At 45.1% G+C, this 12079-nt stretch carries 12 protein-coding genes; 7 read left to right on the top strand and 5 right to left on the bottom strand.

The annotated features are described in order from the left end of the window. Window positions 1-197: 197 nt before the first annotated feature. Window positions 198-656 (bottom strand): ferritin-like domain-containing protein, encoded by a 459-nt coding sequence (locus IEV61_RS04945; protein ID WP_188414298.1) that lies wholly within the window; start codon window positions 654-656, stop codon window positions 198-200. A 212-nt stretch (window positions 657-868) separates the two neighbouring features. Here IEV61_RS04945 and IEV61_RS04940 point away from each other — a divergent pair, with 212 nt between their 5' ends. The 4 genes from IEV61_RS04940 (at window position 869) to IEV61_RS04925 (ending at window position 3917) form a co-directional block, all read left to right on the top strand. Then, window positions 869-1243, top strand: a complete 375-nt coding sequence (locus tag IEV61_RS04940; RefSeq protein WP_188414296.1) for a single-stranded DNA-binding protein — start codon at window positions 869-871, stop codon at window positions 1241-1243. A gap of 73 nt (window positions 1244-1316) precedes the next feature. Continuing rightward, entirely contained in the window at window positions 1317-1493 is a 177-nt protein-coding gene (locus tag IEV61_RS04935; protein ID WP_188414294.1) for a hypothetical protein, read from the top strand. Window positions 1494-1568: 75 nt separating this feature from the next. Continuing rightward, window positions 1569-2354 (top strand): DUF4350 domain-containing protein, encoded by a 786-nt coding sequence (locus tag IEV61_RS04930; protein WP_188414292.1) that lies wholly within the window; start codon window positions 1569-1571, stop codon window positions 2352-2354. 108 nt (window positions 2355-2462) lie between these two features. Continuing rightward, window positions 2463-3917 (top strand): phytoene desaturase family protein, encoded by a 1455-nt coding sequence (locus IEV61_RS04925; protein WP_188414291.1) that lies wholly within the window; start codon window positions 2463-2465, stop codon window positions 3915-3917. Window positions 3918-4074: 157 nt separating this feature from the next. Here IEV61_RS04925 and IEV61_RS04920 read toward each other — a convergent pair whose 3' ends face one another. The 3 genes from IEV61_RS04920 to IEV61_RS04910 all read right to left on the bottom strand — a co-directional run bounded on the left by IEV61_RS04920 (window position 4075) and on the right by IEV61_RS04910 (window position 7331). Then, complete coding sequence (locus IEV61_RS04920; protein WP_188414289.1) at window positions 4075-4542, bottom strand: SEL1-like repeat protein; 468 nt, start codon at window positions 4540-4542, stop codon at window positions 4075-4077. Between the two features lie 243 nt (window positions 4543-4785). Next, on the bottom strand, window positions 4786-6960 hold the full coding sequence (locus IEV61_RS04915) for a TonB-dependent receptor (RefSeq protein ID WP_188414287.1): 2175 nt from the start codon (window positions 6958-6960) through the stop codon (window positions 4786-4788). A 53-nt stretch (window positions 6961-7013) separates the two neighbouring features. Beyond that, complete coding sequence (locus tag IEV61_RS04910) at window positions 7014-7331, bottom strand: hypothetical protein (RefSeq protein WP_188414286.1); 318 nt, start codon at window positions 7329-7331, stop codon at window positions 7014-7016. A gap of 219 nt (window positions 7332-7550) precedes the next feature. On the opposite strand from IEV61_RS04910, the gene IEV61_RS04905 reads away from it, so the two are divergent. From IEV61_RS04905 to IEV61_RS04895, 3 genes are all read left to right on the top strand, one after another. Beyond that, window positions 7551-9104 carry a PAS domain-containing sensor histidine kinase gene (locus IEV61_RS04905; RefSeq protein WP_229747039.1) on the top strand — a complete coding sequence of 518 codons (1554 nt, stop codon included), beginning with the start codon at window positions 7551-7553 and terminating at the stop codon, window positions 9102-9104. Continuing rightward, window positions 9097-9462 (top strand): response regulator, encoded by a 366-nt coding sequence (locus IEV61_RS04900; protein WP_188414283.1) that lies wholly within the window; start codon window positions 9097-9099, stop codon window positions 9460-9462. Before IEV61_RS04905 ends, IEV61_RS04900 begins: the two co-directional genes overlap by 8 nt. Before the next feature lie 141 nt (window positions 9463-9603). Continuing rightward, window positions 9604-9993: a hypothetical protein gene (locus IEV61_RS04895; protein ID WP_188414281.1), complete on the top strand. Its 390-nt coding sequence runs from the start codon at window positions 9604-9606 to the stop codon at window positions 9991-9993. Window positions 9994-10067: 74 nt separating this feature from the next. On the opposite strand, the gene IEV61_RS04890 is transcribed toward IEV61_RS04895, so the two are convergent. After that, window positions 10068-12059 carry an ATP-binding protein gene (locus IEV61_RS04890; protein WP_188414279.1) on the bottom strand — a complete coding sequence of 664 codons (1992 nt, stop codon included), beginning with the start codon at window positions 12057-12059 and terminating at the stop codon, window positions 10068-10070. Window positions 12060-12079 lie beyond the last annotated feature (20 nt).

Genomic DNA, 12079 nt, shown 5'->3' with positions numbered 1-12079 from the left:
AATTAATCTTTCTTTTTAGACGAAGATTTTACACAATTTGGAACGGTTTTACCGCCCTTTTCCTTGGTTCCCTTTTTTTCGTAACCACTCCAGTAAGGGTCTTTTTTTCCTTTGGTTGGCATAATGAGTAAAGTTTACTGTGAAAAATGAAGGCCGCCCGTTAAGGCGGCCTCAGTTAATTGTGTTTATTAAGGCAATTACGCTTGGCTATCGCGTAGTGCTTTAATACGGTCGTGTGCCTGGTTAATGGCTTCGGCCTGGGTAGATACGGTTTGTATAGCTTCCGAAGCTAAATTGCTTTCCGGAGATAATGCTTCTCTGTAAGCTTTCTTAATAGCATCTTCGCCGCGTTCGCATTCTTGTAAGACTGCTTTACGGTCGTGGCCGCTAAATAAAGCTTTTACCTCGATCCATGCACGGTGAATAGTACCGCTTGCGCTGTTGCCTGTTTCAGTATCGGCACCTTGGCTTGCTACAATAGCGGTTAGCTCTTGTGCAAACTTGCGGCTTTGTGCGCTATAATCTTCAAATATTGATTTCAGGTCATGATCATTATCACCTAAATCTTTCAGTGCGCGTTCAAAACCTGCACTGCGATCGTTATTAATTTCAATTAAATCATTTAGCACTTCTGCTGATTTTGTTGGAGTTTCCATAGGGTCTTGTAATATGTTAATTCATAGTAAAAACTCTTAATAAGTGCTTTGGTTTTAATAATTTATAATTATCTCACCCGTGTGTATTGTAAATGATATTTCATAAAAGTTAAAGTGGTCGTTCGTTTAACGTAATGTATTTATTAAAATAACCCTTAATCTGAATTTTATAAGGTAGATTTGTTAATTAGGTACAATCAACCGGGCGCAGTATGTGGGGAGTTAATAAAGTAGTTTTGATAGGCCATTTGGGTAAAGATCCGGAGATAAGACGATTGGCCGACAATGTTTCTGTGGTGAGTTTCCCGTTAGCCACCTCCGAGCAGGTTACTTTAGCCGAAAGCCGGGTAGAAGAAACCGAGTGGCATAATATTATCATGTGGCGCAGCCTGGCCGATGCTGCCCATAAATTTCTAAAAAAGGGTAAACTTGTTTATTTGGAAGGAAAATTACGCACACGTTCTTTTGAAGACAAGCAAGGTGTAAAACGTAGTATAACAGAGGTGCTGGCCGAAAGCTTTACCATCCTTGGCCGCAACAGCGATTTTACTCCCGACGAAAATATGACCTACAAGCACACCGATTAACAGGTTTTTTAAAACCACCATCCTGCACGAGTGTTATAAATTACTATCGTAAACATTTGCTAAAAATATCAATATGCCAAACGAAAAAGTAAAAACCACCGAAGATAAAGAAACCGAGAAACTGCAAACTGAAGCCCCTATAGATGAGCGCGACGAAGTAAAGCAAGCCGAAGAGCGCACCCGCAAATTGCAGGAAGATGCAAAAACGGCCAGTATCCATCACGGCAACGATCAGCCCTCCGAAGACTGATCGGCGGCTTAAGCTATGTTAATTATATATAAATAGTTAGCTTAGTATTTCCTGTTTATTATATTTACTAACTACATGAAATTAGCTTATCAATATGGCATTGCCGCTGCCTTGTGTTTACTTGGCTGCAAGGCAAGGGCGCAAACGGTAACTTTAGATTATTACTTTAACCACGAAACCCACAAGAACAGCAAAGGTGAACCTGAGCGTTTTCATTACCTGTGGACCGAGAAAGCCAATACCGGATATTCCATTTTAGGCGATGTGTTTAAGAGTCAGGGTTTCAACCTTAAATCTTTAGAGGCTGCACCAACAGCAGCTAATTTGAAAGGTACCGGTGTATACATTATTGTTGACCCCGATAGCCGTAAGGAAAACCCATCGCCAAATTATATTGAACCGGCCGATGTTATGCAGATTGCTGATTGGGTAAAGCAGGGCGGTGTGCTGGTTATGTTTGCCAACGACAGCGCTAACGTAGAACTACCACATTTTAACCAGTTGGCCGCTGCCTTTGGCATGCATTTCAATGATGACATGCAAAACCACGTGATTGATGATGCTCATTTTGCCGATGGTGGCGTTACAGTGACCGGTAACCCCATGTTTAAAACAGCCAAAAGAATATTCATGAAAGATGTGTGCTCTATTAGTACTACCGGGAATGCCAAACCGATGCTTAAAAATAGTGCCGGTGCAACCATTATTGCCACCTCCAAACACGGCAAGGGTTCTGTTGTGGCTATTAGCGACCCCTGGTTGTATGACGAATACACCAACGGGCGCCTGCCTGCCGAATACGAAAACGACAAAGCCGCATACGACCTGGTTGTTTGGCTTAAACAACAGCTTAAAAAATAAATATGATTGCTTCCTCCCAGGTAGGAATAGGTTAACCCAACTACTAACTAACATAATTATCAAAGGCTTTTCATCCTGTAGAAAAGCCTTTTTAATGAATAGTACTTTATGCAAAGCAAAACCGATTACGATGCCGTAGTGGTAGGGTCGGGCCCTAATGGCCTGGCGGCAGCCATTATGTTGCAGCAAAATGGTTTGCAGGTTTTGCTCTTAGAGGGTAAAGCGGAAATTGGAGGCGGCTTGCGCACTGCAGAGCTTACCCTCCCCGGTTACCAGCACGATATATGTTCGGCCATACACCCGCTGGCCGTAAACTCCCCTTACTTGCAAACTTTGCCGCTTCAGCAATTCGGGCTTGACTATATTTTTCCTGATGTGCCTGCTGCACATCCCTTTGATGATGGTACGGCAGCTATCTTAAAAAGCTCTTTAGCCGATACGGCACAGCTGCTGGGTACCGATGCACAAGCTTACCAACAATTAATACAACCCCTGGTCAATAGCTGGCCGGGCATTGCCCCCAACGTTTTAGGGCCGTTGAGCTGGCCAAAACATCCATTGGATATGGCCCGCTTTGGGCTAAAGGGATTGCAGCCCGCCACTGTTTTAGCCAGGTTGTTTAAAACCACACAAGCGCGTGGTTTGTGGGCAGGTATGGCGGCACACGCCATACAACCCTTAACTAATTACGCTACGGCTGCGGCAGCACTGGTGTTGTTAACGCAGGCACATTTAAAAGGCTGGCCATTGCCCAGGGGCGGCTCCCAAGCCATTGCCAATTCCATGGCAGCCTATTTTAGGTCATTAGGTGGGCAAATTGAAACCAATACTTACATCAGTAACATGAGTCAGCTGCCATTGGCAAGGGCGGTGCTTTTTGATGTTACTCCCAGGCAGTTACTGCAAATTGCCGGGCACCGGTTTTCGCCGCTCTATCAATACCAGCTAAAGCGCTATCGCTACGGTATGGGCGTTTTTAAGGTAGATTGGGCGCTGGATGGCCCAATACCTTTTACCGCTTCCTCGTGCATGCAAGCCGGAACCGTACATTTGGGCGGTACCCTCGAAGAAATTGCAGCCGGCGAGCAGCAGGCAGCCAACGGCCAGCATGCCGAACGCCCCTTTGTGCTGCTGGCTCAGCAAAGCTTGTTTGATAACAGCCGCGCACCCCAGGGTAAACACACTGCCTGGGCCTATTGCCATGTACCGCAGGGTTCAACCAAAGACATGACCCAAGCCATTGAAAACCAGGTAGAGCGCTTTGCACCCGGTTTTAAAGACCTTATCCTGGCGCGCAGCACCATGAATACCCTGCAAATGGAAGCTTATAATCCTAACTACATAGGTGGTGATATTAACGGGGGCGTGCTCAGCCTGTCGCAATTGTTTACCCGGCCGGCACTGCGCTGGTCGCCTTACCGTACTTCGGCCAAGGGGCTGTATATCTGCTCATCATCTACGCCACCGGGTGGCGGGGTGCATGGTATGTGCGGCTATTACGCCGCTAAACGGGTATTAAAAGATATGTTTGGCAGGGAGGTGAACAGCCTTCATCGTCGGTAGGTTTTTCTTCATAAGGCCTTAGCTTTTCTTCAAAAAACTTCATATATCTTTATTGAATTTGAGGCAGGGGCGTGGAGCATTTTTGGTTATTTAATTCTTAAACCAATCTTTAAACTGATGACCTAACGGTATAAGAATTACAACATTTTACGAGCAACTATTGCGGACAGTTTTGTTTATCCTTCCACTTTAGTTTGTATTCATCTATTAGTTTATTTGCAGCATCTAATTGCTCTGGTTTGAGGTAACCTTTTATCACATACCGAGTGCTCGCCATTCTTTGTGACGGTAAGTATTCGGCGGCTAACACGGCCCACATATACGCCTTAATTATATAGTCGGGTTGCTCGTCAGAAGCTGACATTAAATTGGCAGCTAATGGTCCCATCGCATTTGTCTGTTTTTGTTCTGCCGCTAATAATAGCCAGTGTCTTGCTAAAGAATCATTAGTTGTAACAGATAGACCATATTGATAGGAGAATCCAATTACATATTGTGCCAGGCAATTTCCTTTTTCAGCGTATGGCTTCAAAGTACTAAATGCTTGTTTGTAATTCTTAGCATCAAATGCTTGTAGGCCTTTGTCTAAATCAACTTGAGCGTAAGAAAAGTTATAAGTGATCATGAAAGAAGCATAATAGCACTATATGATTAAATAATTTACGCATAACTTTAGTTTGTATATTTTGATTGGAAACTATTAATATATTAATTCTACAAAGTGTAAACATCGCCCACGTCGACTTTTGATTTTAAAAAGAACCGTTTTGACAAACCTTTACAAAGGCAAGGTAGCTATTTTGTTTAGGGTCGCAATAACTTCTTTAATTAACGAAACTTAGGTAATTTTTTTAATGAAATATACACTTTACAACTTCACTTTAATTCCGCCGTTCACCACGAAGCCGTCCAGCGGGGCGTAAATGTCGCGGAAGGTGGGGTTGGTTAGGCTGCCGGTGTAAATGGTATCGAAACGGGTTTGGCGGGTATCGGTCAGGTTTTCAAAATTGATGAAAATTGAAAAGCGTTTCCACAGGCGTTCGGCCATAAAGCCGGCGGTCCAGTAGGCTTTGCCACGGGTACCATCGTTCAGTTGCTGACTGCTGAAATAGTAGGCTTCGGCACCCAGTTTCCAATTATCTTCTACTTCGTACATGAGTACATTGTTTAAGCGGTGGCGGCTCACCAGCGGGTAGGGGCTAATTACAGTGCCTATATGTTGGGTAACATGTGCAAGGGTATAACCCACAAAAAGCTTAAAATCAGCATAGGTCAATTTAACATTGGTTTCCAGTCCTTTGGTATTCAAATCGGCGCGGGGCTGCTGGTATTGAAGGTTGCCGTTGCCGAGTGCGGTGAGCAGGATGGGATTGTTAACGCGGGTATAAAAGAAAAGCTGGTTAACGCTTAAACTTACGGCATCGTCAAATAAAGCGGTACGGTAATTCACATCAAGGTTAGCACCGTAAGAGCGTTCGGCCGTGGTGCCGGCCACATTAATAGGCAGCACATTGCGAAACTGAATGCGCTCGGCATCCTCGGTAAACACGTTAGGTGCCTTGTAGCCCATGCCGCCGCCCAACCGCAGGCTCCATTGCGAATTGAACCTATACAAGCCCGATAGCCGCGGCAACACAAAAAAGCCGTAGCGGTTATGATGATCACCCCTTAAGCCGGTTTCGAGGGTGAACTTTTCTGTGGCGTTCCAGGTGTTTTGTACAAAGCCGCCTATGGTATTGTGGCTATAACTGCGCAAAGGGAAACTGCTATTGGCATCTTCATTAAAATGATCGGTGAGCAGGTTTAAGCCAGCCACCCAATCTGCTTTGGTGCCATTGTAAGCGTAGTTGCCCTCGGTGTAGGTAGACGTTTGCGCGCCCGAAAAGCGGTAGCCCGGCAAGTTAATGGTACGGTCGTAATAACTGATGCTATTTTTAAAGGTAAGCTGCTGCTGGTAGGTCAATTTATGATTCAGCGTAACCTGGGTGCTGTACCGGCCGGTTTTGTTTTCTTCAAAATAACTGTGTTGCGCATTGCCGTAGCCTTTAATGTAATGCAGGTCGCCGCTAATACGGTTTTCAACAGTGGTGTTAATGCCTGCGTTAAGCGTAGTGCGCTCGTTAAAGTAAAAGAACAGCTTAGGGTTTAGCGTAAAGCGGTTGTAACGGGGGATAGCCGTTAGGTCAATATGGGCAGGGTCGTACGGCGAACCGTGGTTGTAGGCCGCATATACCGTAGTGCCGATTTTGTTAAACTTTTGGGCGTAAAAAGCGCTGGCATCCAACCCTGCGGCCGATGTGCCATTGAGTAAAAAGTTTAACTGGCGCTCGTTGGTTGGTGTTTTAGAAACCAGATTAACCAGCCCCGCAATAGCCCCGCCGCCATACAGGGTAGAGGATGAGCCTTTGATCACTTCTACCTGTTTTAAATCAAGGGGAGCAACTTGCAAAAGGCCTAATCCGCCCGAAAAGCCTGAATAGAGCGGAAACCCATCGCGGATGATTTGGGTGTATTTACCATCCAAACCCTGTATGCGTATGCTGGAGTTACCGCTGGTGGCCGATGTTTGCTGTGTTTGTATGCCGGTACTTTCGGCCAGCAGCATACGTATATCGCCGGGCTTCATGTTGCCCTTCTCGTCCAGCTCCTCGCCGCTTATCACTTCAACCCTTGTTGGTATATTGCTAATGGTGCGGCTGCTGCGCGTGGCTGTTACCACCACAGCTTCCAGTTCTTCCTCATCGGGCATTAACAAAACAATGGCGGGCTGGGTTTGCGAAAGGGGGAAGGTCAAGGTATCGGTAAGGGTTTTATAACCCGCATAGCGGTATTCAATAATTTGCCTGCCGTTGGCAACAGGGGTAAGGGTGATTAACCCGCCGGTATCGGCAGCGGCGCTCATGCGGCTGCCGGTTACTGTTGCCGTAGCACCGGTAAGCGGCTGATTGGTTTTGGCATCTTTAATAAATGCACGGTAGGTATTTTGAGCATAAGCCGTTACGGTGCAAAGCAGCACCGTAACGAGCGCAATGAAGTGTTTCATTTAAATGAAAAGAAGATTAAGTTAATACTAAATGGAAATAGTTGGGGAGAGTATTAACCTAACTGCGGCGGCTGCCAAATACGCTGGCTAACTTCATGAACATGAGGGGCCAGGTACCCGGGGCATGATCTTGCAAGGCGTTCGGTAACTATTGCCAGGCTGTAGGTAACGGGTTTGGCCACTACAAAACCCACGCACTGCCCGCAGCTAAAAAAAGGCGAGCAATCTGAACATGACTTGGGGCTTTTAGTGGTTTTAGAAAGCTGACCGCTTTTGGCCGGTAACAGGGTTATGCAGGCATCATCGGTGCAGCAGGGTTTTACTGCTAACAGCAAAGCATATAAGCATCCTAATAATACCACAAACCTCATGCGGTAAAATTAGTAAAAATGTACTGATAGTACGTGATAGGGCGGGTTGCCTGTTTAACATAAATAGAATATTTTAGCCAACCATTTAACTAAAATTGAGTTTACTTAAGTAACAGTTGGTACATGCTGTTGTGGGCAAACAATAATCATAAACGGTGGTTATATCCATCTAAATTGATTATCCATCAGTTACTTATAACTTATTAGAAGATATATACTTTGGAGATATTAGATAATGGTGAGTTTTCGTTTTCGCACGATAACTTACAACGCGATTTCGACCTGCTGCGGCAGGCGCTTGATGCGAGTATAACGGGTATCATCATCACCGATCATCAGCAGCCTGATAACCCGATCATTTACTGCAATTCTGCTTTTGAAAAGCTAAGCGGTTACACCCGTAAAGAAATTATTGGGCATAATTGCCGTTTTTTACAGCGCGAGGATCGTAATCAAAAAGAACGTTTGATATTAAGGGAAGCTATACAAAGCGGCAAGGATTGCGTGGTAGAGATTAGGAATTACCGTAAAAGCGGTGAGCTGTTCTGGAATGAATTGTATATGTCGCCCATTATAGACGAGAACGGCAAAGTAACCCATTTTATTGGCGTGCAAAACGACGTTACCCGCCGTAAAAAAGCCGAGCTTGAACTGTTGCATCACCAACAGGTAATGGAGCAAAAAATTGAAGAGCGTACGAGGGTGATCAGGGAGAGCGAAGAGTACCTGGCCAGTATCTACCAAACTGTTCGCGAAAGCTTAATTGTACTCGATCCTAACTTTGGCGTACTCAGTGTAAATGAGCATTTTCTGAAGACCTTTAAAGTTTCGTTAGGTGAAACCGAGGGTAAGAAGCTGTATGAATTAGGTAACGGACAATGGGATATACCTCCGCTTAAGCAGTTACTGGAAGATGTATTGCCAACCAATAACCCCGTAGAGAACTTTGAGGTAGAGCACGATTTTCCGCACATTGGCAAGAAACTGATGTTGCTGAACGCGCACCGCATTGAGCTGGAGGGTAAATATAAAGACCGTATACTCATTGCTATTGAGGATATAACCGAGCGCCGCGAAATTGAACGACGTAAGGATGATTTTCTTTCGATAGCCAGCCATGAGCTTAAAACGCCGCTTACCACGGTAAAAGGCTACGTACAAATGATGAGCCGCTTTATGCCCGAAAACTCGAGCGATAAATTTAAGGGCGTTGTAGAAAAAACCGGTGTTTATATAGATCGACTTAATAACCTCATTTCTGAACTGCTGGACGTATCGCGTATACAAACCGGTAATATTGAGCTGCATAAAGAGCAGTTTGACTTTGATAAAATGGTTCACGAAACGGTGGAGGGTATGCAGGCCGCCAATAAAGACCATCAAATTATTATTAAAGGCAAAGCCACCAATAGTTTTGTGGGAGACGAATCGCACCTGATACAGGTTTTAAATAACCTCTTGTCTAATGCCATTAAATATGCGCCCGAATCGCGCGAGGTGCTGATTTACTTATCTACGGTGAGCAATTACCTTAAGGTTTCGGTAATTGACCATGGCATGGGTATCAATATCGAAGATCAAAAAAGAATTTTTGAACGTTTTTATCGTGTTGGCGATATACAGCAACATTATCCGGGTATGGGTATTGGATTATACATTTGCGATCAAATTATTAAGAACCATGAAGGCACCCTTTGGGTTGAAAGCGAAAAAGGAAGGGGATCTACCTTTAGCTTTACACTTCCTTTAAACGAAAGGGCAGGTAATGAGTAACAAAAAAATATTGGTTTGCGATGATGATGAAGGCATATTGGATATGGTATCATTTATCCTGGAAGACAGCGGCTACGATGTGATACCTGAGCGCAACAGCATGAATGTATACAACCTCATTGTAAAAGAGCGCCCCGATCTCTTACTGCTTGATCTTTGGATGCCGGTGCTCTCTGGCGATCAGGTACTTAAAGTGCTTAAAAGTAACCCTGAAACCAGTGGCTTACCGGTCATCGTGGTATCGGCCAGTACCGAAGGCGCTAAAATAGCGCATGACGCCGGCGCCAGCGATTTTTTAGCCAAACCGTTTGATATTGAACAACTGGTTAACCGGGTGCAGCACATGCTGGCATCTTAAGAGTTTGAAGATATAGTTTACAGAGCCCGCTTATAGGGCTCTGTAATGTTTATACCAATTTTCCTTTCGAGTGGTAAGGAGAAGTTCTGTCACTAAAAATCCGTTTTGAAAATTTCGGTAATGTTTACTTACCTTCATAGTATGAAATACCTGTGTGCGTTAATTTGCTTTGTGGCTTTATTTACGGTCAAAGCATCTGCCCAAACCGATAGCGTAAAGAAGATCACCACGGCCGATTTTTCTAAACCCGTGCCGTCTAAAACTATAGCTGCTGAGGTGGGGCATATGGTTGCCGTTTGCGATACCGTGGTTGATTACCGGGTGGTTAGTCCGGCGCTTACCTTATTAAATTTAGGCGGCAGGTATCCTAATCAAAATATAACCATCGCCCTTAAAGGACCCAAGGTTAACCTTGCCAACATGAAAGGTAAAGCTGTATGCTTTTATGGCGAAATTGCCCTGTTCAAAAACAAGCCCGAAATGGTGGTTACCGAGCCGGTACAAATCATGGATATTAGTAAATATCAATAACCTGTATTGAAGCCGTGAATTAGTACTTAGCAGTTGCCTGCTGGCTAACCGTTGCTTAAGAAACCCCGGCCTCGTTATGATGTTACCGGTATTTGGAACCAAAAGGTGCTGCCCTTGCCCAGTTCGCTGTCTACACCAATTTGGCCGCCATGCCTTGCAATGATCTCTTTGCAAATGTACAGGCCAATGCCAAAACCTTTAACGGTATTCATGCGCTCGCTCTCTACCCGGTAAAACCGGTCGAAAACATGAGGCTGGTCTTTAGGAGCAATACCCATACCTTCGTCTGTAACGCTTACGTAAGCTATATTATCGCGGGTAAGGCAGGCTACCTGTATGGCGCTGTCTTTAGGCGAATATTTAACCGCGTTATTGATGAAATTGGTAAGCACCTGTAATATCTTGTCCTGATCTGCCTCCACCGGGGTAAAAACCACCGGCTTGAAAACAACCCGGTGAGAAGTAACCGTGGCCAGCGATTCATCTTCGGCCTCCTTAACCAATGCCGCCATATCAAAACGTTTAAGGTTAAGTTTAATTTTGCCCTCGCCCATACGCGCCACATCTAAAAAACCGCTAATGAGCGTGAGCATGCGTTGCACCTGGCGTTTGGCCTTGCCGGCAATGTCTAATATGGTTTCATCATTATTTTTAGCGGCCTTGATGTTAAGCATTTGTATATAGCCGCTGATGGAAGTAAGCGGCGAACGCAGTTCATGGCTTACCATGCCTATAAAATCGTTTTTGCGTTGCTCGTCAAGCTTGCGCTCGGTAATATCGAGCAATGTACCTGAAAAGAACGGCGACTTTCCATCGTCGGTTGATGGGTACACTTTACCTGTAGCCCTTACCCAGCATTGCTGTTTGTCATGATAGCCAATGATAGGATATTCAATATCATAAGAAGCTCCTTCTTTAATGGCCGCATCGATGGCGTTTACTACCTTGTCGCGGTATTCTTCGGTAATTTGATCTATTGTTGCCTGGTAAGAAATAGGTTCGTCGGCCGTAAAACCAAGCATTTCTTTCAATCTTGCCGAAGGCACAAATTCATGGGTATCTACATCAAGGTAAAAAGTTCCTAAATCGGCCGATTGTACGGCAAGACGCAATCTTTCTTCGGCCAGTTCCACTGTTTGGCGGCCTTTCACAACCTTAGTAATATCGTGTGCCGTATTCAGGATCCCCCAAACCTGGCCATCGGGCATTTTAAGGGGGGTAAAGCCGTAGTTATAATAAAATTCTTTAAGCTGCCCCTCATGCATATAAGACATATGCGCTTCGGTTTGCTCGTAAGCAATACCTTTGCGATACACCTGCCGCATGGTACGCGGAAAATCAAGGGCGGCCAGCTCAGGCAGTGCCTTATTAAAAGGCATACCAAACACCAGTTCGTTTTTACCCCAAGCCTTGAGCATGATCTTGTTGGCAAAACGTATAGTCATATCCTCGCCTACGTGTAAAGCCATAGCCAGGGGCGTGTGCTCAATAATTTGCATAGCCTCCTGCTCTTTATTGGTGAGCAGCGTATTAAGCTTATTTATACGTTTGCCCGCAACCTCAAGCTCTAACAGCTTTTTACGGAGTTTAAGCTTGGAAATGACCTGTGCGGCCAAAATTTTTAGGGCCGACTGCTGTACATCGGTTAACGTCCTGCGTTCGCGGTCAATTACGCAAAGCGAACCCAGTGCATAGCCGCCTTCATCAACCAGCGGTACGCCGGCATAAAAAATAATATTGGGGTCGCCGGTTACCAGTGCATTTTCCTGGAAGCGTTTGTCTTTTTGGGCATCCTCCACCTGTAGCATTTCATCGGGCTTGTTAATGGCATGGGCGCAAAAAGACAAGGCCCGGTCTGTTTCCGAAACAGCTAACCCATGGTGCGATTTAAACCACTGCCGGTTTTTATCAACCAAACTGATCAGTGCTATTGGTGTGCCGCAAATAGCAGAGGCCAGTTCGGTAAGCTCGTCAAAATCCTTTTCGGTAGCGGTATCAAGAATATGATACGAGTAAAGGGCAGCGAGGCGTTCATCCTCGTTATGGGGCAATGGTGCAGTTGGCATGGGTTTAATCAGGGGCAAAA

This window comes from Mucilaginibacter galii, from assembly GCF_014635825.1.
Lineage (GTDB): Bacteria > Bacteroidota > Bacteroidia > Sphingobacteriales > Sphingobacteriaceae > Mucilaginibacter > Mucilaginibacter galii.
Note: the sequence above shows the minus strand (reverse complement) of the source record. Positions and strands in the feature narration are given on the sequence as shown.